This window comes from Tessaracoccus defluvii (genome assembly GCF_014489575.1).
Taxonomy (GTDB): Bacteria; Actinomycetota; Actinomycetes; order Propionibacteriales; family Propionibacteriaceae; genus Arachnia; species Arachnia defluvii.
On record NZ_CP060789.1, the window covers coordinates 903,657 to 923,850 of the forward strand.

Here is a 20,194-nt window from a genome sequence, read left to right on the forward strand (position 1 = left end):
GTCAGAGCGCCCGGGCCAGCCCACTGGCCCGGCGCGCCGGCGTCTCCACCGCGGCGGCAAGGGCCTCCCGCGAGCCGTAGATCCGCAGGCCCGTCCGCGCCCGCGTGACGGCCGTGTACAGGAGTTCCCGGGTCAGCAGCGGCGAGCCGGGCGGGGGCAGCACCACCGAGACGAGCTCGAACTGGCTGCCCTGCGACTTGTGGATCGTCATGGCGTGCAGGTCGACCGCGTCGTCCAGCAGGGCGGGGGCGACGGTCACCGGCCCGGCCGGCAGATCGACGGCGGCCGACAGCGAGCCGTCGCCCCCGGCGATCACCACCGCGGTGTCACCGTTGCTGAAGAGATCGCCGTTGCGCTGGATCAGGAGCGGCTGGCCGGGGTAGGCGCGGTGGTCGAAGCCGTAGCCGTCGAGCTGCGTGGCCAGCCAGGAGCGCACGGACCGTCCCCAGTGGGTCACGCCGAACGGTCCCTCGCGGTGCCCGCACAGGATGCGGTGGCCGGCGAGCGCCGCGTTGGCGGACGAGGCGTCCCCGTCGAGGGCGGCGGCCCTGGTCGCGGACGCGACGGCGAGGGCGTCGCGTCTCACTGTCGGCAACGCCGCCGGATCGATGTCACCCGCGAAGTCGATCAGCGCGATGGTCGCGGCTTCCTCCAGCACGGCCAGGGCGGCGTCGGCGTCGCCGGCGAGGATGGCGTCGGACAGCGCGTTGATGTCGTCGTTGGAGCGGTAGTTGTGCAGCAGCCTGGCGACGGCGCCGCCCGGGGCCGTGACGAGATCGTCGGCCGCCTCGATGTCGGCCAGCACGGCGCCCGCCTCGACGGAGCGGAGCTGGTGCGGATCACCCAGCAGCACCAGCCTGCTCCGCTCCGACAAGGCGTCGAGCAGCAGCCCCATGAGCTCCAACGACACCATGGACGTCTCGTCGACCACCACCACGTCGTAGGGCAGCGGGTTGCCCGCGTGGTACTCGACGCTCGCCGAGCGGGGGCGCATACCCAGCAGCCGGTGCAGTGTGCCGCCCCAGGTGGCGCCGGAGGTGCCGCCGACCTCGGCCAGGAGCCGGGTGGCGGCCTTGCCGGTGGGAGCGCAGAGCGCCACCCGCGGTGAGGTCGGCGCCAGGGCCTGCAACATGCGGTGGACGATGGTGGTCTTGCCGGTGCCGGGCCCGCCGGTGATCACCGTGGTGCTGTGGCGCAGAGCCGTCACGACCGCGGCACGCTGGAGGTCGTCGAACTTCTCGTCGTCTGCGAACGTGACGGCGATGGGTCGACGGTGAGTTCGCTGCGGGCCCGCAGCGCGCGGGCCAGCGACCGCTCCTGTCGCCAGTAGCGGTCGAGGTACAGGAGCGTCCCCTCGAGGCGGAACGGTGCGTCCACGTCCAGGGGGCGGGCGACGGCGGGGGAGGCTCCGACGGCGGCGACCCAGGCGGTCGGCTCCGGCCAGGTCAGGGCGGGGACGGCGTCGGCGGGGGCCTGGGCGTCGCCGAGGTCGGCCTCGGGCAGCAGCGTCGCCTCTGCGGTGACGAGGTCCAGGCACACCGATCCCAGGCGCAGCTCCCGCACGGCGAGCGCGAGCGCGAGGGTCACCGTCGGGTCGGCCTCACCGGCCAGCTGGGCCAGGCGGCGGGCCACATGGAAGTCGGCCAGCCGCAGCATGCCGGCCTCGCAGAAGTCGCGCAGCACGCCGGCGGCGGCGATCGGGATCTCAAGCACGGATGCCTCCCAGCAGGTCCGAGGCGGCCACCGTCAGCGCGGGCGGCGGGAACCAGCCCATGACGCCGCAGCTCGTGCCGTCGACGACGGGGTGTCCGGCCCGGCCATGCCCCGCACGAACAGGTAGCCGACGCCGCCCAGGTGGCGCGCGGGGTCGTAGCCCGGCAACCGGAGCGTGAGGAAACGGTGCAGGGCGACGCAGTAGAGCATCGCCTGCAGGGGGTAGTGGGCCTGCATCATGGCCTCCGCCATGGCCGCCGGCGTGTAGTGGGCCAGTAGCAGCGGGTCGGCCGCCGTGGGACTCAGCCGGTTGGTCTTGTAGTCGACGACGACGAAGGAGCCGTTCGGGAGGCGCAGCACGGCGTCGATGGAGCCCGTGAGGAACCCGTTCAGGCTCTCGGTGGCCGCCTCGGAGCCGGCCAGCCGGGCCGGGTAGGCGCTCAGCGGGTCGGCGGGGTCGAGGTGGGCGGCCATCAGGTCGGCCAGCGCGTCCAGGGTCGCGGGGGCGCCACGGTCGGCCAGCGGCAGGTCGAAGTCGAGTTCGGGGAGCCGGGCCGAGGTGGGCAGGTCGCTGAGGCTCAGGTCCGTGACCGGCAGCAGCGGGGTGCGGCAGGCCAGCTCGAGCGCGGCGGCCAGCGCCTCGGCCGCGGGACGGTCGAGGCCGTCGCGGGGCCCGAGCTCCGCCATGAGTTCGGCGGCCGACCCTGCCAGCGCCTCCGGCGCCCAGTCCAGCCGCTCGAACGCCTCGTGCACCAGGGTGCCGAACGCGGCGCCGGCGGGAAGATCGGCCATGGGGGAGGGCCGCTCGAGTGCGGGATCCGACGGGGCGGCCGCGGTGATGTCGAGTTCGTCGTCCTCGTCCTGGAGGACGGGCACGGCCGACTCGTGGAGGCCGCGGGTCAGCCCCGAGTAGGACGTGCGTCGCCACGTGTGGTCGATCCGCCGGGTCCACGGGGTCGTCGTCAGGGCGGGCAGGTCGCGGGGGACGGTGAAAGCGGCGGGTTCGGGCTTCTCCGGGATGAGGGCCGAGTCGTAGATGAGCCCCGGGGCGATCATCGGGCCGGACAGGCCGCCGCCGCCGCTCCTGCGGGCGCCCTGGAGCTTGAGGAGCACCGTCAGCGGAGAGGCGTCGCCCTTGGTGCCGGAGCGGTAGAGGTGCCAGGCGATCGCCAGGTGCGCCGCGCGCGTGAGACCCACGTAGAGGAGGCGCAGCTCCTCCTCGAGAGCCTGCCGGTCCGCGGCGAGCATGAGGTCCTCACCCTTGCCGGGGCGCGGCCCGACCCAGAGATGGCGGGTGCCGTCGTGGACCAGGGGGAAGGGCTTGTTGAGCTGGGGAGCCGCGCCGTCGGTGTCCGGGAGCAGGACGATGGGGAACTGGAGTCCCTTGGCCGCGTGCAGCGTCATGACGCGGATGCCGCTCTCGTCTGTGGCGACACGGATGGCGTCGGCGTCCTCCTCGTCCTCGCTGTAGCGGGCGGTGAGGGCCAGCAGCCCCGGCACGGTGCGGATGCCGCTGGCGGCCAGCAGCTCGGCGACGTGGAGCAGGTCGGTGAGGCGGCGGGGGCCCTCGGCATCGGCGAGGAGCCGGGCGTCGAGGTCGGCGCGGGCCCGCAGCAGCGTGACGACCGCGGAGATGCCCTCGTCGACGAAGAGCAGGTTGGCCTCGCGGACCAGTCCGCTGACCCGGGCAGGCTCGGCCTGGTCGGCCAGCAGCCGGTCGAGGTCGGAGCCGATGAGGGGGGTGAGGGCCGCGAGACGGATGTTGGCCTGCGTCGGGTCACCCATGGCGCGCAGCAGCATGCGCCAGTCGTCGGCGGCCTCCTGCTTCCACACCGACTGGTTGCCGGTGAGGATCACGGGGAGCCCGGCGTCCGACAGCGCCTGCCTGACGGCCCTGGCGCGGGCCCCGGTGCGGACGAGGACGGCGATGTCGCCCGGCGCGACGGGCCGCGGGCCCTTGCCCTTCTCATCGATCCGGCTCTTCTCACACAGGGAGCGGGCCATGCGCACCAGGTCGTGGTCGATGGCCTCGACCGGGACGGCCCCCGGCCCGGTCGCGGCGCCGCGGCGCAGCCAGAGGCGGGCCGTGCCCGGGGCCTCGAGCAGGCTGGCCGGGTTGTCCGACTCGACGGGATCGACCGTGACGTCGGCCGCGCCCAGCTCCGCCCCGCGGAACAGGTGTACGACGGCGTCGACCAGGGGTTTGTCGGACCGGAAGTTCGTACCGAGGGTGTGCACCTCGGCGATGTCGCGGGCCCGCAGGTAGCTGCCCAGGTCGGCACCCCGGAAGCCGTAGATCGACTGTTTGGGGTCGCCGATCAGCACTGTGGGCCGGTCCGGGGCCACGAAGGCGGCGTCGAGAACCTCCCACTGCGGCGGGTCGGTGTCCTGGAACTCGTCGACGAGGACCACGGGGAAGCGTTCGCGGAGGCGGTCGCGGACCAGCGGGCCGACGGCGGGGTCGCCCAGCAGGTCGCGGAGCCTGTGCACCACGTCGTCGAAGGAGCAGATGCCCAGGACGGCCTTCCGCTCGGCGTACAGCTCACGCGTGAGGGCGGCGAAGTCGTGCCGGGGCCCGTCCGCCGGGAGCAGCGGGAGCGACGTGAGGCAGGCGGCCTCGCCGACCTCGAGGGCCACCTTCGCCTCCAGCGGGGGCTTCTCGGTGTCGCGGTACAGCCGCAGGTAGACGTCGGTGGCGCACTGGCGGGCCAGGTCGCGGTCGTCGGGGCCGACGCCCTCGTCCGGATCCCAGTCGCCCAGCACGCCGAGCTCCCTCAGCATGGACGCGCAGAAGGCGTGCGTGGTGACGATGGTGGCCTCGTTGAACCGCTCCACGGCCGCGGCGAGCCTGGCGCGCCGCTCCTCCAGATCGGTGGCCGCCAGGAACTCGGACACATCGTCGGTCTGCTTCGCCGGCGGGAGGCCGGCGGCGCGGGCGTCGAGGTACGCCAGCGTCTCCTTCAGCCGGGAGAAGACCCGGTCGCGGAGCTCGCCGGCCGCGTGCCTGCCGAACGTGATCATGAGCAGTTGCGTCACGTCCAGGTCGGGACGCTCGGCGAGGAACCGGGTGGCCATCGCAGCGATGGCGAACGTCTTGCCCGTGCCTGCGCTGGCCTCGAGCAGCGTGGTGGTGGCAGGCAGTGGGCCGGTCAGGTCGAACGTGTGCATCAGAGCACACCTCCCAGCGGGGTGTAGAGGGTGACCGCCCAGGCGCCGAAGGGGTGAGGCTGGCCGGTCCCGTCGGGATCCGTGTCGACCAGTTCGTCGTCGAACAGGTCACGGACCTCCTGGTCGTAGAAGAGGGGCCAGGCGCGGCCCGGCTCCTTCCACTTCTGGTGCCGGAATCCCGGGACGCCCCGCCACTGCGCCTGATCCAGGCGCCCCCGCGTGGCGTCGGCGACGAAGCGGAGGGCGGCGTCGACGGGCACGGGGAGCAGCCGGTGGTAGCCGACGGCCCAGGCCCTCGCGAGGTGGCCGAGCTGGGTCAGCGCCGCCTCCTGGGTGAGGGCGGGCACCAGCCGCTGATCCGTGATGTCGGCGCCGTAACTCCAGACGAAGCGGTGGAGCAGGGCCTCCGTCGGCAGGCCGGCGGCGGTGAGCGCGAGGGCCCCGATCCAGGGCTCGATCAGCTTGTCGTCGCCCTTGGACGGCGTGAGCGCGACCACCTGCCCACCCCGGCAGCGCACCCCGTCGACGAGGCGGACGGCGCCGAGCGGCCCGAGATCGAACGTGAGGTCGACAGTGTGGTCGGTGACGTCGCGCTGCCAGTGCCCGCGTGCCGCCCCCCACAGCATCTCGACGTCGCCACGGGCGGCGTCGAAGGCGGCCTTTCCGATCAGCTGCGGTGGGAGGGTCTCGCTCTCGCGGAGGCGACGCTCGACGTCGTCGACGGGGAGATCGCGCTTCAGGGCCTCCAGGAGAGCCGACTTCACGGCCCAGCCCTCGAGCCCGCGGAGGAGCAGCGGCATGGTGTCCGTCACCGCGGGGTCGTCGTACTGCGTGATGCCGACGCAGGAGCGGAGGAACGCCGCGGCCGGGTCACGCAGGAAACCCGCGAGCTGCGCGACGCTCACCTGCTGGCTCGAGGGGCCCGGCAGCGGACGGCGCCTGGCCTGGCGGCGACGGTGGGTGCGGTCCGAGGCTGACCGCACGGCGGATCGGCGGGCGAGAGCGCCGCGCAGGGCGGCGACGTCGAAGCCGGGGTGGGCGGTCTCCTGGGGCTCCGGAACCCGGAAGTTGGCCTCGGACGTGGCCGTCGGGGGATGGGGCACCGGGGACGGCGCGGTGCCCAGTTGGTCTAGGAGCCAGGTGATCGCCGACGGTGGCGGCACCTCGTCGTTGGTGCGCTCGGAGAACCATTGCCGGACGATCACGACCTTCTCGGCCGTGCGCGCCCTGTCGAGCAGCTGCGACAGGCGGCGCTCCCGCGGGTCGGGGGCGCAGTCGCCGACGTCGACGGCGTCAGGGACCGCGGCGGACGATCCGGGGACGACGTCGTCGGTGACGCCGAGCAGCGCGACCAGCCGGAGGCCGACGTGGCTGAGCTCGCCCAGCGGGGCGACCAGCAGGGAGCCGTTGCCGGCCGCGACGCGGGCCCGGGTGTCCCGGGCGCCCGACGTGAGCAGTGCGGCGAACTCGTGCCGGCTCAGCAGCGTGGTGGAGCCGGCATGGTCGGTCTCGAAGCGGGCCAGCACCGCCAGGATGTGGAGGCGCTGCCAGTCGTCGTCGCGGGGGAGCCCCACCAGCTCATCGAGAAGGGTGCGCGTGCGGCGCACCCAGCCGACCATGGTCTCCGACGTCGCGGTCTCGGCGACGTGGCGCCGGAGCCGGGAGAGGATCTCGCAGAGCGAACCGACGGTGGTGAGGTCGGAGGAGGCGACCTGGTCGGAGCCGCTGATGCCGAGGTCACCCTCGTGTCCGGCGCTGACGGTGAGGCCGACCAGCAGCCGGTCGAGGCCCCGCAGCCAGGTGTTCTGCGTGAGGCCGGGCAGCTGGAAGGACGCCCGGTGCGTCTCGTCGAGCCCCCAGTGGACGCCGGCGGCCGAGACGAGCTCCACCAGCAGCTGCCTGTCGTCCAGTCGCCAGCGGTGGGCGATGGCAGGGGCCAGGAGCAGCTCCACCAGCGCGGACGCCGTCGCGCGCAGTGTGCCGAGCCGGAGCAGGTCGGCGACGGTGGCGACCAGCGGGTTGCGCACCTGACCTCCCACCTGCTGCACCCGCAACTCCCTGCCGGGATGGCTGCCGGCTGCCGTCGGCAGGAAGGCCGCGTCGAGCAGCTCGGCGTAGCGTTCGGGGCGGGGGCACACGATCGCCACCTGCCGCGGCTCCAGCGTCGGGTCGGCCTCGAAGGCGCGGGTGAGTTCCTCCCGCAGGACCTCCACCTGGCGGGCCGGGCCGTGTGAGTCGTGGAGCGAGACCTCGGGCCGGGGAGCGGGGGAGTCGGGCAGCGTGCGGGTGGAGGCGGCGAGGGCGGTGGCCCACGCCTCACCGCGGCTGCCGACCGGCTGGAGCGCGACGGGTTCGCCCACCTCCGCCAGGGCGCCGATCACCCGGAGCTGCGGCGCCGTCAGCTCGTCGACGGCGAGGATGACGGTGGGCACCGTGTCTTCGCGCGCGGCGGCCGCGATGGCGTCGAGGGTGGCCAACGGATCCACCTCGAGCAGGTCGGTCGTCGCCCGCACCAGGGCCGGCTGCCAGGCGAGGTGCTCCGGCAGCGCCGCGCCGTCGAGGGTGGTCTCCCCGCCGTCCAGCCAGGCCGCCACGAGCTCGGGGCGACGTCCACGTACCAGCGTTGCAGCGACGCCAGACGACTCGCGAGCGCCCGCCGACCGCCGGGGCGGGGCAGGCCCGGGGCGACGGCGCGTGCCAGGACGGGGTGCGCGGCGGACAGAGCTGTGACGGCCTCCCAGGTGGCGAGCTCGAGCGGGGTGCCGAGCCACCGGGAGCGGTCGCGGGCCACCCCTGCGCTCTCGGCGAGCTCCGCCATCAGCGCCCGCGGGGTGGGGTAGGCGATGCCGGCGGAGATGCCGAGCCGGGCGGCCACCTCCTGCCCGACGATGCGGCCCGTCGCGGCGGAGGAGACGACGACCCGCGACCAGGCGAACGGGTCGGACGAACTCTCGCGGAGCAGGACCGCCAGTTCGTCGAGGAGCGTCGTCCACCGGTGCCCCGTCACCACGCTCAGCGCCATCGTCGCGCCCCCTCCCGATCGTCTCGGCCCAACCCTAGTGGGCGCCTCCGACAGGAGCGGCGGGCACACGTCGGTTCGCGACTTGTCGGTGCAGGGGGCGAAGATGGGCGGGTGACAGATCCCATCCTCGACCCCTCGATCCCGAGCAGCGGCGCGTGGCGACGCTGCTCGACGCTCCCGTCGTGGTGCTGGCCGGAGCCGGCACCGGCAAGACGCGGGCGATCACGCACCGGGTGGCGAACGCGGTGCGGGAGGGGCGCTACGACCCGGCAGCCACGCTGGCCATCACGTTCACCACCAGGGCGGCGGGGGAGATGCGGGCACGGCTGGCGGGCCTGGGCGTGCGGCAGGCGCAGGCACGCACGATCCACTCCGCAGCGCTGCGGCAGTGCCAGTACTTCTGGCCGCAGGCCTACGGGGTGCAGTTCCCGCGGATCGCGGAGAACACGTTCCAGCTGGTGGCGCGGGCGGCCCACCACGTGTTGGGATCCTCCGACGTGGCGCTGGTGCGCGACCTCGACTCCGAGATCGGCTGGGCGAAGACCAGCAACGTGACGCCCGCCCGCTACGCCGAGGTCGCCGCGGGGCGCTCGGTCGGCGGGGCCGCCCCGGCACAGGTGGCCGCCGTCATGGCGCAGTACGAGAAGCTCAAGCTGGCCGACGGCTCGGTCGACTTCAACGACATCCTGATGTGCACCGCCGTGCTGCTCGACCAGCACGAGGAGGTCGCGGCCACCATCCGCAGCACCTACCGGCACTTCGTGGTCGACGAGTACCAGGACACCTCGGCGCTGCAGCACCGGCTGATCAGCCTGTGGGTGGACGGGCGCGACGATGTCTGCGTCGTCGGGGACCGGTTCCAGGCGATCCACTCGTTCGCCGGCGCCGACCCTCAGTACCTGACCGGCTTCGCCGCCGAGCACGAGCGCGCCCAGGTGGTCCGCCTCACCCGCAACTACCGCTCCACACCCGAGGTGCTGACGGCGGCCAACAGGGTCCTGCAACTCCGACCAGGAGCCCCGGGGGCGCTGCAGCCCACCCGTCCGTCCGGGCCCGCACCCACCTTCTCTGCCGCGTCCGACGAGAAGCAGGAGGCCGCCGCCGTCGTGGCCTGGCTGGCGGGAAGGCATGCAGCCGGAACCCGCTGGTCGGAGCTCGCCGTTCTCTACCGCATCAACGCGCAGGCCCCCGTGCTGGAGGCGGCGCTCAGCGATGCGGGCATCCCGTACACGGTGCGGGGCACGGAGCGCTTCTACGACCGTGCCGAGGTGCGACAGGCGATGGGCGAGTTCGGCAGGGCCGCCGCCGCCGAACCGGAGGGTGCGGCCGAGTCGCTGCTCGACGCCGTCCTGCAGCGGCTCGGCTGGAAGCCGGAACCGCCGTCCGGCCAGGGAAGGCAACGCGAGCGGTGGGAGTCGATGACCGCGCTGCGCACGATGGTGGTGGAGGCGGTGGCCGGCCACGAGGGCTGGACCGCCGGCGACGTCGACGGCTGGCTGCGGGAACGCGCCTCCTGGCAGGCCGCCCCGGTGGCCGCCGCGGTGACCCTCTCGACGCTCCACGCCGCCAAGGGGCTCGAATGGGACGGCGTCGCGATCGTGGGCGTGCGGGAGGGGCTGATCCCCTTCGCGATGAGCCAGGAGGAGCCTGCCCTGTCAGAGGAGCGGCGGCTGCTCTACGTCGGCTTCACCCGGGCCCGCAGCGATCTGCGGATCAGCTGGGCCGCCTCCCGGGGCGCCGCCGCCAGGTCGCGGTTCATCGCCGACCAGGTGCCCGCCGGCGTCGCGGCCCCCCGCCCCCAGCGCACCACGTCGGCACGGTCGCGGACCTGCCGGGTGTGCGGCAACCAGCTGCACACCGCGGCCGAGCGGAAACTCAGCCGTCACGAGGACTGCGAGGTCGACTACGACGAGGAGCTCTTCGAGGAGCTACGGCGCTGGCGCAAGCAGGTCGCCGACGACGCGAAGGTGCCCGCTTTCGTCGTGTTCACCGACGCGACGCTGCTCGCGATCGCCGAGGCGGAGCCGACGGACGAGGCGGGCCTCCTGCAGCTCCCGGGCATCGGGCGCTCGAAGGTGACGAAGTACGGGCTGGGCGCCCTGGAGGTCATCCGCAGCCACCGTGGCTGACGCAGCCGGGAACGGGGCAGTCCCGCCGCGCCCGATGCTCGACCACAGCCAGCCCGGGACGGCGTAGCCGCCACAACCAGCTGGCCCCGACCAGGTCGGAGGCGCCCACCGCGAGGATTCCCGCCACCTGCAGCGCGGCCGAGGCTGCCGCCCAGGCGCCCGGCAGTGCGCCGGCCGGGTCGCCGAGCACGGGGGCCGTCGCGGCCAGACACTGTGGGCAGGGCCCCAGGCCGGCCACGACATGGGGCCCGACGATGGCCAGGTCGACGTCCCAGGCGACGTGGAGCGCCCCGGTGGCCTGCCCGAACAGCTCGCCCTCCACCGCAGGTTCCGCGCCGGGCTCCCAGACGCAGACCACCAGATCGGAGTCGAGCCAACCGGCGGGGGAGCGTCTCGCAGCGGCCAGGGGCAGCGGTGCGGCGGGGATCCCGACGCGCAGCATGGCCGCCAACACGGGCCCGCCGTGCGGGGAGGGGGAGATGACGGTGACCGGCGCCGGATACATCGCCCCAGGGTGCACCGGTCAACGGCGGACGGCCACGGGTGCAGGTTCCGCGACAACACCGTCGCGCCGACCGACAACAACGACTGAGGGGCGGCGAGTCACATGGACTCGCCGCCCCTCAGGTCCGGAAAAGGGGTCCGGCTCAGGCCTTGCCGAGGATGCGGTTCAGGTTGGTGCCGCACACGGGGCAGACGCCCTTGGCCATCTTGGTGCCCTTGGCGTTCACCACAACCTCACCCTTGGCGTCGCGCTTCTCCTTGCACTTGACGCAGTAGAAAGAGCCTTCCCAGGTCTCCGTAGCCATATTTCCTCCTTGTAGTGGGGCGCTGAAAGGTCCAGCAACCCGATCAACTGTAGCGGGGCGAGGGATGACAGGTGCCAAACCAACGCCGGAACGCAGAGGAGTCCCGGGCGCTCCATCCGCCTTCCCCTGCGAACTGAGCCCCCGGGACTCTCCGCAAAGTTAAGCGGTCGAGCGCCCGCCGCGTCAAGCGCCCGGGCAGGATCCGCGCAGACTCAGTTGCCGAGGAGCTTGCGCAGTTCGGCGTCGAGGTCGTCCTCACGGGCCTCCTCGTGGCCCTGCGCGGCGAAGGCGAGGGGGTCGGCCAGGTCGGTGCGTACCGGCAGCAGGTCCGGGTGACCCCACACGGCGTCGCGCCCCTCCGGGCCCCGGTGGTGCTCGACGGCGGCCCACAGGTTCTTCGCGTCCCGCAGCAGGCGCGGATGGAGGTCGAGGCCCAACAACTCCTTGAACACCGAGGTGACGGGAGAGGCGGACGCGCGGCGGCGGTGGATCACCTCGTCGAGCTGGGGCGCGTTCGGCATCCAGGGAGCGGTCGCACGGCTGGAGACGTGCGAGACCCAGCCCTCGACCAGCGCCAACAGCACCTCGAGGCGCTCGAGGATCTCGACCTGCGTGTCGGTGCTGGCGGGCTGGAAGAAGGAGCCACGGACCGACTCACCCACGGCGATGACGTCCTCCAGCGACAGCTCGGTGAGGTTCTCCGGCCGGAAGTTCTCGCTGAGGGCGTCGAAATCGATGGTGATCTCGCGCGCGAAGTGGCCGAGCAGCGCGCTCAGCTGCGGGGCGAGCCAGCCGACGTTGTGGAACAGCCGCTGCCTGGCCGCCTCCCGGACCAGCAGGTACAGCACCACATCGTTGTCGGAGGCGTCGAGGTCGCGGGTGAAGGCGGCGACGTTGCTGGGGATCATGACGACGTCGGAGCTGCCGAGAAGGTTGAAGCCGATCTCGGTGCCGGTCAGCACATCGCCGGCGACGCGACCCAGTTCGCGCTTGAGGCGGTCGCGGTAGATCAGCGAGGCGGAGCTGCGCAGCATGGGGCCAGCATCTGGGTCAGCGGATCGGTCTCCTCGGTCGCGCCTGCGGCGGCACCGCGCTGGAGGGCCTCGGCGATGCCGTTGATGATCGGCTCGACGACGGCACGCCAGCCGTCGCCGGTCTCCTCGAGCCACGCCCCACGGGTGATGGCGCGGGCCGGGCGGCCGGTCTCCTGGAAGGAGGTGACGGCGGACAGCCAGGACTGCGCCAGACGCTCGGTATCGACGACCGCGGCCCTCTCCGGGGGCGTCAGCTCGGGGTCGCCGCCCGCCTCGGCCGCGATCTGCCTGGCGGCGGCGAGCGTCGTGCGCCAGGCCGCGTCCGGGTCCCGGTCGGCGTTCGTCATGCCGAACATGGCGCCACCACCGGCCTGCCCCATCCGGCTGACCTGCGCGAGCAGATCCTCAAGGTTGAGCTGGCTGGCGTCGCCGAGTCCCAACTGTTCGAGCATCTTCTTCAGCTGCTCGAAGTCGAAGGGACCAAACGGGTTGTTGCTCGACATCGGCTTCCTCCTATGCGCCCCATTCTTCCCCATGGGGCAAGCGCCGCGCGACGAGCTTTTCGCTGGTTGCTAGTCTGGGCGCGCAGGCGGGCGGAGAAGGGAGCACGAGGTGTCGCGTAACGCTGTCGCTGTCGTCTCCTCTCTGATGTTCGCGGTTCTCGCCGTCCTGCTCGTGCTGATCCCGGTTCCCTACGTCGCGTGGCGGCCGGGGCAGACCATCGACGTGCTCGAGCAGCGCGACGACCGCGGCGCCATCGAGGTCTCCGGCGTGCCGACGTTCCCGACTACGGGCCGGTTGCTGATGACGACGGTGTCCACCACCCGCGTGGACGCCACGCTGAGCCTGCCGGAGGCGATCTTCGTCTACCTCGGCGCCGACTACGACGCCATGCCCCGTGAGGTCATCTACCCGGCGGGAAAGACGTCCGACCAGGTGCAGAACGAGGCCGTCGCGATGATGGACACCTCACGCAACAACGCCACCGTCGCGGCGCTGCGGGCGGCCGGCGTGCCTGTCGAGGAGTGGCCGCGGATCTCGTCGGTGCTCCTGTCGGGCCCCAGCGTCAACGTGTTGCAGCCGGGCGACCTGATCCTCGCCGTCGACGGCATCTCCACGTCGAACCGTGACGCCGTCGCCGCCCAGATCGCCACCCACCAGGTGGGCGACTCCATCGTCTTCGAGGTCGACCGCAGCGGGCAGCGCCTGACTGTCTCCGTCATCGCGCGGGCGGGCAGCAGCGACGCGCGACGTCCCTCGATCGGCGTCTCCATCGACACCGGCTACCTGTTCGAGCCCACGGTCACGTTCGGGGTTGATCCGTCCGTGACGGGGCCGAGCGCGGGCCTGATCTTCGCGCTGGGCATCTACGATCAGGTCACGGACGGCCAGCTCATCGGCGACAAGACCGTCGCCGGTACCGGCACCATCAGCGCAGCCGGCCGGGTCGGCACCATCGGTGCCATCCGGCAGAAGATCAAGGGAGCGGAGCGCGACGGCGCCAGCTATTTCCTTGTGCCCGAGGGTAACTGTGACAACGTCGGCGACCTGGAGGTCGCCATTCCGCTGATCAAGGTCGGCACCCTGAACGACGCCATCTCGGCGCTTCAACTCATCAACGAGGGCAACATCGCGGAGGTACCCACCTGTGGCTGACACGTCTCGACTCATCGCCTGCCTGATGGACGTGGAACGCCACGTCTCGTCGGCAGGCTGGGACCAACCCGCGCGCCTGTTCGCGCTCGTGACCACGGGCACGCTGCTCGAGGTGGAGCCGCAGCTGCGGGGCCGCGTGCCGGAGGCCTCGCCCGACGCCCTCACTGCCATCGAGCAGGACGAGTTCCACGCCACCGACAATGTCATCGAGCGGCTGGGCGGCATCTTCTGGCCCGAGACGGTCGAGGGCTGCGCCATCGCGCTCGAGCGGGCCTTCCTGCCGTCGAAGTTCGAGGCCGACATCCCTACCGACCCGCAGGAGGCGGCCGACTTCGTGGCCGCCCACCCCGAGAAGGCGGATGTCCGCGTCGTCGTCGGCGTCCTGCGTGATGGATCGCAGCACGGGCTGGCCCGGCTGTTGAGCGAGCCGGACGACCTGCTCGCCGCAGAAGACCTAGTGCCCGGCCTCGCCAGGGCGCTCATCGACACCTTCAGGAGTGACGAATCGTGACCGACCATCTGGACGTCGACATCGACGAGCCGAGCCGCAGGGGCCCGCTGCTCTGGACGGTGGTGATCCTCGGCGCGCTGGCCGTGGCGGCGGTCATCGCCTCGCGTGTGGCCACCGACTACCTGTGGTTCAGGAGCGTCAACTTCCAGACGGTGTTCACCACGCGCCTCGGCGCACAGATCGGGCTCATGGTGGGCTTCGGGCTGGTCATGTTCGCCGTGGTGTTCTTCAACATGTTCGTCGCCTACCGGCTGCGGCCGAAGGTGCGCCGCGCCAACCTGGACTCCGAGTTCCTAGTGCAGCTGCGCGACGCCCTTGACCGCCGCTCCACGCTCCTGATGGCCGTTCCGGCCCTCGTGCTCGGCGTGCTGGGGGTGTGTCCGCTGCGAGCCTCACCGACACGTTCCTCGCATGGCTGCACCGCACCGAGTTCGGTGTCACGGATCCGTACTTCGGGCTCGACGCCTCCTACTACGTGTTCACACAGCCGTGGCTGACCTTCGTCGTCGGCTACCTGCTGTTCGCCGCCGTCGTCGGCGGGATCGCGGCGTTGGCCATCCACTTCATGACGGGGGCGCTCAACGCCGCGGCGATCCGCAACCGGGGCAACACCCCCGCCAGCATCGGTGCGCAGCGGCACCTGTCGCTGATGCTGGGCATCATCATGCTGCTCGTCGCCGCCAACACGGTGCTGGACCGCTTCGGCCTGAACCTGACCCAGAACCAGCTCTTCACGGGCATGGGGTACACGGACCTGACGACGCGGGTGCCGGTCACGGCGATCCTCACCGCCATCGCGGTCATCTGTGCGTTGGCCTGCTTCTTCAACGTGTGGAAGGTGCGCTGGAGCGTGCCGGGTGTCTCGATCGCGCTGCTCGTGGTGTCGTCGATCCTGCTGAGCTCGGTCTACCCCTGGGCGATCCAGAGCTTCGAGGTGGAGCCGGACGAGCCCGACAAGGAGCGCCCGTACATCGCCAACAACATCAAGGCGACGCGGTACGCGTACGACATCGCCGACGTGGAGATCGAGGACTACGAGGCCACCACCGACGCGAGCGCCGGCCAGCTGCGGGCGGACGCGGAGGCGCTGCCCGCCATCCGCCTCATCGACCCCGCCGTCGTGGCCAAGACCTTCGAGCAGCTGCAGCAGGTCCGCGGCTACTACGCCTTCCCCGAGACCCTCGACGTGGACCGCTACGTGATCGACGGCAAGGCCACCGACTCCGTGGTGGCCGTCCGCGAGCTCGACCTCGCCTCCGTGCAGGAGGGCGACACGTGGAACAACCGCCGCACCGTCTACACGCACGGCTACGGCATGGTCTCCGCGTACGGCAACCAGCGTGAGGCGAACGGCGAGCCCGTCTTCTTCGCCGGCGGCATCCCCACCACAGGCAAGCTGGACGAGCACGAGCCCCGCATCTACTTCGGCGAGCGCACCAACTACTACGTGGTGGTCGGCGGCCCCGAGGGCTCCGAACCCGTCGAGCTCGACACGCCGTCGGGTGGCGAGGGCCGCACGGAATCGCTCTACACGTACCAGGGCGAGGGAGGCGTGCCGATCGGCAACTTCTTCAGCCGGGCCGCGTTCGCGATCCGCTTCGGCGACCTGAACCTGATGCTGTCGGACCGCGTCAACGACGATTCCCGGCTGCTGCACAACCGGATCCCGACGCAGCGCGTCAATGAGGTGGCCCCGTGGCTGACCGTTGACGCCGATCCCTACCCGAGCGTCGTCAACGGCCGCATCGTGTGGATCCTCGACGCCTACACCACGACCGCCAGCTTCCCGAACTCCATGCGGCAGGACTGGACGCAGGCGATCTCCGACTCGCGCACCTCGGCCGACAGGCTCCTGATGGGCCAGCAGGTCAACTACGTGCGCAACTCCGTCAAGGCCGTCGTCGACGCCTATGACGGCACCGTCACGCTGTACGAGTGGGACGAGACCGACCCGATCCTCCAGACCTGGGCGAAGGCGTTCCCCGGCACCATCACGCCGAAGGACCAGATCCCGGCAGAACTGCGTGAGCACCTGCGCTACCCGCAGGACCTGTTCAAGTCGCAGCGCGAGATCCTCGGCCGCTACCACACCACCAACGCCAGCACCTGGTACCACCAGACCGACATCTGGCAGGTGCCCAACGACCCGGTCCACGGCGCGGGCACCGACCCGAAGAAGGAGCCTCCCTACTTCCTGACGATCCGTTGGCCGGGCGACCAGTCGGCGCACTTCGCCAACACGACGGTGTTCGTCCCGAAGGACCGCGAGAACCTCAGCGTGTACATGTCGGTCAACGCCGACGCCACCAGCGACGACTACGGCCGCAAGCGGGTGTTGAAGCTGTCCGACAGCAAGCAGATCGCCGGGCCGGGACAGACGTACAACTTCATCTCGACCAACCCGGTCGTCGCCGAGCGGCTGCTGCCGTTCAACCGCGAGGGGGCCACGGCGTCCGCCATCTACGGCAACCTGCTGACGCTTCCCGTCGGTGGCGGCCTGCTCTACGTGCAGCCGATCTACACGCAGACCCGCGCCACGTCGGCCGCCTATCCGGCGCTGCGGTTCATCGTGGTGCGCTTCGGCGAACACATCGGCATCGCCGAGACGCTGCAGGCGGCACTCGACCAGGTGTTCCAGGGTGACGCCGGCGCGGAGACGGGCGAGGGGGAGACCCCGGGCGCCGTCGACCCGACGGATCCGACGACCCCCGTCGATCCCGGTGACGCCACCGCGCAGGAACGGGCCAGGACGCTGCTCGACGAGGCGGAGGCCCTGTTCAAGGGCGCCGACGAGGCCCTCGTCGCCGGTGATCTCGGCGACTACCAGGCCAAGATGAAGGCGGCGGAGGCGAAGGTCCTCGAGGCGGTCAAGGCGCTCGACGAGTGACCGTTAGGCCCCGGCGCTGAGGTCGATGACCTCGGCGCCGAGGCCGAGTGCCGCCAACTGTGGCAGGAGCGTCGCCGCGTCGCCGGCGATGGCGATCGCCGTCGCATCCGGTGCGACGGCCGCGCGGAAGGCATCGGTCGCCTCCTCCGCCGTCACGGCGGCGAGCCGGGAGAAGTGGTCGGGGAGATAGTCCGGTCCCAGCCCGGCGGCAGCCAGGGCGGAACCCTGCGCCACGATGTCGGCGCTGGTCTCGTTGGCCAGCGGGGCCACCCCCACCAGGAACGCGCACGAGTCGCTGATCTCGGCCGGGGTGAACGCCTCGTCCAACGCCAGCCCCGCCAGCAGGCGGGCGACGGCGTCGCCGGCGACCTCGCTGCGGAAGCTGCCGCTGACCGCGAACTGTCCCTCGTCGACGCCGGGGGAGAAGCCGCCCCCGATGCCGTAGGTGTAGCCGAGGCGTTCGCGCAGCTCCAGGTTCAGCCGGCTGGCGAAGGCCCCCGCGATGGAATGCCCGGCGAGACGCAGCGCCGGCCAGTGCGGATCGTCGCGGGTGACGGTGCGGGTCGCGATCGTCGCCGTCGCCTGCACAGAACCCGGCTGATCCACGACGAGGACCCGGCGGGGCTGCGGCGGCACGGCAGCCGGGCCACGACGGCCGGGGAGTCGGGGAACCAGCCGTCCAGCCCTGCCAGCACGTCGTCGAGGTCGACGGCGCCGGCGACGACGAGGCTCGCGTGGCCGGGGGTGAAGTGCGCCGCGTGCCAGGCGACCGCGTCGGCGCGGGTGATGGCGCCCAGCGTCGCCGGCGTGCCGGCCCCGGGCCGACCCTCACGGTGCGCCTCCCCGAAGAGGGCGCGCCGCAGCGCGAGCCGCATCGCCTGCCTGGGCGAGGCGAGCAGGGAGTCGAAGCCTGCCACCTGCGCCTCGACGTGGTGGGCCAGGTCGCGTTCGGCGTAGGTCGGGTCGGTGAGAACCTCGGCGAACAGAGGCAGCACGTCGCCCAGCCTGCGGGACGGGGCCTGACCGCCGAAGGTCGTGTACCGGTAGCGGGCGGTGCCGTGCAGGGTGCAGCCGTGACCCTCCAGCAGCTCGCCGATCCGTCCGTCGGGATGTGCCGTCGTGCCCTCGTCGATCGTGTGCAGGGCCACAGTCGCCAGCCCCTCCCTGTCGGCGGGCTCTGCGCTGAGCGGGGCGGGGAGCACGAGCTCGAACGTGGCGATGTGCTGGCCGGGCATCGGGAAGTGCCACACGTTCAGCCCGTTGGGCAGCCGCGTGGTGGTGGGGACGGGGAAGTGCCACGGCGTGGCCGTGCTGACGGCGGGGCGGGCTGGGCGGTTCATCGGGGCGACTCCGCGAGGTAGTGGAGGGTGTAGGTGGCGGCGGGGTCGAGCCAGCGGGCCGCGGCGGCCCGGACGTCGTCGGGCGTCAGGGCCAGGACCCGGGACAGGTGCGTGTTGACCTCGCCGGGGGAGCCGTGCAGCAGCCACGCCTCGTTGATGGCGTCGGAGCGGCCGCTGGTGGTGGACAGCTCCCACAGCCAGTCGCGTTCGTACTGGGCGGCGGCGCGGGCGAGCTGGTCGCCGTCGGGGCCCCGGTCGAGGAAGTCGGCGAGCTCGGCGAGGATCGCGTCGGCGAGGCGGTCGTTGGAGACGCCGTCGGCGGGGCGGCCGATGATCGTGGCGATCGAGGCGGTGGAACGGTTGGTCAGTGAGCCGCCGTGGACCTCGTTGGCGATGTCTCCGTGGCGCACCAACGCGCGGTGCAGCAGCGACGTCGGGCCGTCGGAGAGGACCGCGAGTGCCAGGTCGAGGGCCGGCTGGTCGGGGTGGCCGGCCGGCGGGGTGGACCAGGACAGATAGCTGAGCGAGTGTGGAACGTCGCGGCGCACCGTCTCGACGCCGGGGGCCGGCCGCCCGTCGGCGCCATGGCGGCGCGTCGGGGCTTGTCATGCGACGGCAGGGAGCCCAGGTAGCGGTCGGCCAGCTCCAGGCCCTCGTCGACGGTGACGGGGCCGCAGAGCACGAGGCGCAGGTTGCTGGCCGGGTACCAGGCGTCGAAGAAGCGGGCGACATCGTCGAGGTGCGCTGCGTCGAGATCTTCCATCGACCCGATCGTCAGGTGCCCGTACGGGTGATGGGTGTCGAAGTGCTGGCCGTTCAGCAGTTCGAGGAGGTCGCCGTAGGGCTGGTTGTCGTAGCGCTGCCGCTTCTCCTCCTTCACCACCAGCCGCTGCGCCTCGAAGTTCTCGGGTGTGATGGCGAGGCTGGCGAACCGGTCGGCCTCCAGCCACAGGGCCAGCTCCAGCGCGCCGCGCGGCACCGTCTCGAAGTAGTTGGTGCGGTCGGTCGACGTGGTGGCGTTGATGGTTCCGCCGAGGGCCTCGATGGTGGCCATGTGCTCGCCGGAGGCCACGTTGCCGGAGCCCTGGAACATGAGGTGCTCGAAGAGGTGGGCGAAGCCGGTGCGGCCTTCCGTCTCGTCGGCCGAGCCGACCTCGACCCACAGGTTGACGGCGACGCCGGGGGCGTCCCGGTCGGGCGAGACCACCACCTGTAACCCGTTGTCGAGGCGCGCCTCCGCCAGCTCGTAGTGCAGTTCGGCCTCGCTCATGGTCCCTGACCCTAGCGGGGTCGACAGACCTAGTGCAGCGAACCGTCCGCGGGGCCGCGCCACCACCCGTGGAAGCGGACGGTGAGCCCTGCCCGGGTCGGGGCACAGGCCAGTGGCCCGGCGGCGGCCTCGGCGTCGGCCGGGAACGGGGCGACACGGACCAGTTGCAGGGGCCCACCGTCGACGGCGGCCCGCACGGTGATCGCGTCCCCGGCGCGCGACACCCGCACCCGCACGCGGCGGCCGGCGAGGTCGTCGGCGCGGGCGACCGACCAGTCCGAGACGGGCCCCGTCACGACGGCGCCCAGCTGCGGGTGCCCGTCGGCGAACTCGACGCCCGCCTTGATCCACCGGTCCTGGGCTGCGACGACGAAGATGCCGGCCTGGTCGAACTGCTCGGCGTAGTCGGCGGTGAAGACGACCTCCATGGCGCTGTCGGACGGCAGGGGAGCCACCAGCGCATGCTCGGTGTCGTGAATGAAGCCGTAGGAGGTGGTGCGCCAGGCGTCGGAGCCCTCGACGCAGGTCACGAGCAGGTCGGTGCCGTCCTCAGCGACGGCGGCCGGGGGCGTTGTCCACGCGCCTTCGGCCCAGGAAACGGGGGAGAGGTCCATGCTCAGGCAGGCTACCGGCGATCTGTCGGCGGCGGGCGGTA

Annotated in this window: 16 protein-coding genes and 2 pseudogenes; 4 read left to right on the forward strand and 14 right to left on the reverse strand. The window is 72.2% G+C overall.

The features are described 5' to 3' along the window. Position 1 precedes the first annotated feature (1 nt). The 5 genes from recD to H9L22_RS18505 all read right to left on the reverse strand — a co-directional run bounded on the left by recD (position 2) and on the right by H9L22_RS18505 (position 7,903). Positions 2-1,207, reverse strand: coding sequence for an exodeoxyribonuclease V subunit alpha (recD, locus tag H9L22_RS04215; protein ID WP_264292543.1), 1,206 nt, complete (start codon positions 1,205-1,207; stop codon positions 2-4). After that, positions 1,204-1,713, reverse strand: coding sequence for a hypothetical protein (locus tag H9L22_RS18500; RefSeq protein WP_226966110.1), 510 nt, complete (start codon positions 1,711-1,713; stop codon positions 1,204-1,206). Before H9L22_RS18500 ends, recD begins: the two co-directional genes overlap by 4 nt. Positions 1,714-1,746: 33 nt before the next feature. Further along, positions 1,747-4,881, reverse strand: coding sequence for a UvrD-helicase domain-containing protein (locus H9L22_RS04220; RefSeq protein WP_187721721.1), 3,135 nt, complete (start codon positions 4,879-4,881; stop codon positions 1,747-1,749). After that, positions 4,881-6,500: a hypothetical protein gene (locus H9L22_RS04225; RefSeq protein WP_320060610.1), complete on the reverse strand. Its 1,620-nt coding sequence runs from the start codon at positions 6,498-6,500 to the stop codon at positions 4,881-4,883. Before H9L22_RS04225 ends, H9L22_RS04220 begins: the two co-directional genes overlap by 1 nt. Positions 6,501-7,279: 779 nt before the next feature. Next, complete coding sequence (locus H9L22_RS18505; protein ID WP_226966111.1) at positions 7,280-7,903, reverse strand: exodeoxyribonuclease V subunit gamma; 624 nt, start codon at positions 7,901-7,903, stop codon at positions 7,280-7,282. 155 nt (positions 7,904-8,058) lie between these two features. On the opposite strand from H9L22_RS18505, the gene H9L22_RS20280 reads away from it, so the two are divergent. After that, a complete protein-coding gene (locus tag H9L22_RS20280; RefSeq protein ID WP_187721723.1) occupies positions 8,059-10,032 on the forward strand; it encodes an ATP-dependent DNA helicase UvrD2 in 1,974 nt (657 codons plus the stop codon). Here H9L22_RS20280 and H9L22_RS04235 read toward each other — a convergent pair. From H9L22_RS04235 to H9L22_RS19540, 4 genes are all read right to left on the reverse strand, one after another. Next, complete coding sequence (locus H9L22_RS04235) at positions 10,010-10,537, reverse strand: hypothetical protein (protein ID WP_187721724.1); 528 nt, start codon at positions 10,535-10,537, stop codon at positions 10,010-10,012. The genes H9L22_RS20280 and H9L22_RS04235 overlap by 23 nt on opposite strands. A gap of 142 nt (positions 10,538-10,679) precedes the next feature. Beyond that, a complete protein-coding gene (locus H9L22_RS04240) occupies positions 10,680-10,841 on the reverse strand; it encodes a DUF5679 domain-containing protein (protein WP_187721725.1) in 162 nt (53 codons plus the stop codon). Between the two features lie 212 nt (positions 10,842-11,053). Beyond that, positions 11,054-11,875, reverse strand: a complete 822-nt coding sequence (locus tag H9L22_RS04245; protein WP_187721726.1) for a zinc-dependent metalloprotease — start codon at positions 11,873-11,875, stop codon at positions 11,054-11,056. Beyond that, positions 11,851-12,378: a zinc-dependent metalloprotease gene (locus H9L22_RS19540; protein ID WP_187721727.1), complete on the reverse strand. Its 528-nt coding sequence runs from the start codon at positions 12,376-12,378 to the stop codon at positions 11,851-11,853. The genes H9L22_RS04245 and H9L22_RS19540 overlap by 25 nt, the downstream gene beginning before the upstream one ends. A 109-nt stretch (positions 12,379-12,487) precedes the next feature. On the opposite strand from H9L22_RS19540, the gene H9L22_RS04255 reads away from it, so the two are divergent. The 3 genes and pseudogenes from H9L22_RS04255 (at position 12,488) to H9L22_RS04265 (ending at position 16,929) form a co-directional block, all read left to right on the forward strand. Further along, complete coding sequence (locus H9L22_RS04255) at positions 12,488-13,531, forward strand: YlbL family protein (RefSeq protein ID WP_187721728.1); 1,044 nt, start codon at positions 12,488-12,490, stop codon at positions 13,529-13,531. Further along, the gene (locus H9L22_RS04260; protein WP_187721729.1) at positions 13,524-14,042 is read left to right on the forward strand and encodes a PPA1309 family protein; all 519 of its coding nucleotides are present in this window, start codon (positions 13,524-13,526) and stop codon (positions 14,040-14,042) included. The genes H9L22_RS04255 and H9L22_RS04260 overlap by 8 nt, the downstream gene beginning before the upstream one ends. A 107-nt stretch (positions 14,043-14,149) precedes the next feature. Then, positions 14,150-16,929 (forward strand): annotated as a pseudogene (locus H9L22_RS04265) (UPF0182 family membrane protein). 3 nt (positions 16,930-16,932) lie between these two features. Here the strand turns inward: H9L22_RS04265 and H9L22_RS04270 are convergent. From H9L22_RS04270 to H9L22_RS04290, 5 genes and pseudogenes are all read right to left on the reverse strand, one after another. Beyond that, positions 16,933-17,517 (reverse strand): M16 family metallopeptidase, encoded by a 585-nt coding sequence (locus H9L22_RS04270; RefSeq protein ID WP_187722786.1) that lies wholly within the window; start codon positions 17,515-17,517, stop codon positions 16,933-16,935. Next, positions 17,406-18,269 carry a M16 family metallopeptidase gene (locus tag H9L22_RS04275; protein ID WP_187721730.1) on the reverse strand — a complete coding sequence of 288 codons (864 nt, stop codon included), beginning with the start codon at positions 18,267-18,269 and terminating at the stop codon, positions 17,406-17,408. Before H9L22_RS04275 ends, H9L22_RS04270 begins: the two co-directional genes overlap by 112 nt. Continuing rightward, positions 18,266-18,817, reverse strand: a complete 552-nt coding sequence (locus tag H9L22_RS20285) for a M16 family metallopeptidase (RefSeq protein WP_406707810.1) — start codon at positions 18,815-18,817, stop codon at positions 18,266-18,268. Before H9L22_RS20285 ends, H9L22_RS04275 begins: the two co-directional genes overlap by 4 nt. Positions 18,818-18,900: 83 nt before the next feature. After that, positions 18,901-19,539, reverse strand: a pseudogene (locus H9L22_RS20290) (M16 family metallopeptidase); the annotation flags it as partial. A 29-nt stretch (positions 19,540-19,568) separates the two neighbouring features. Continuing rightward, a complete protein-coding gene (locus H9L22_RS04290; protein WP_187721732.1) occupies positions 19,569-20,153 on the reverse strand; it encodes a DUF1349 domain-containing protein in 585 nt (194 codons plus the stop codon). Between the last annotated feature and the right edge of the window lie 41 nt (positions 20,154-20,194).

What these genes read in the sequence shown, in the direction of transcription:
- H9L22_RS04220 (WP_187721721.1), bottom strand. Translation starts at nt 4,881, where the DNA reads ATGCACACGTTCGACCTGACCGGCCCACTGCCTGCCACCACCACGCTG.
- H9L22_RS04225 (WP_320060610.1), bottom strand. Translation starts at nt 6,500, where the DNA reads ATGGTCGGCTGGGTGCGCCGCACGCGCACCCTTCTCGATGAGCTGGTG.
- H9L22_RS18505 (WP_226966111.1), bottom strand. Translation starts at nt 7,903, where the DNA reads ATGGCGCTGAGCGTGGTGACGGGGCACCGGTGGACGACGCTCCTCGAC.
- H9L22_RS04235 (WP_187721724.1), bottom strand. Translation starts at nt 10,537, where the DNA reads ATGTATCCGGCGCCGGTCACCGTCATCTCCCCCTCCCCGCACGGCGGG.
- H9L22_RS04240 (WP_187721725.1), bottom strand. Translation starts at nt 10,841, where the DNA reads ATGGCTACGGAGACCTGGGAAGGCTCTTTCTACTGCGTCAAGTGCAAG.
- H9L22_RS04245 (WP_187721726.1), bottom strand. Translation starts at nt 11,875, where the DNA reads ATGCTGCGCAGCTCCGCCTCGCTGATCTACCGCGACCGCCTCAAGCGC.
- H9L22_RS19540 (WP_187721727.1), bottom strand. Translation starts at nt 12,378, where the DNA reads ATGTCGAGCAACAACCCGTTTGGTCCCTTCGACTTCGAGCAGCTGAAG.
- H9L22_RS04275 (WP_187721730.1), bottom strand. Translation starts at nt 18,269, where the DNA reads ATGAACCGCCCAGCCCGCCCCGCCGTCAGCACGGCCACGCCGTGGCAC.
- H9L22_RS04290 (WP_187721732.1), bottom strand. Translation starts at nt 20,153, where the DNA reads ATGGACCTCTCCCCCGTTTCCTGGGCCGAAGGCGCGTGGACAACGCCC.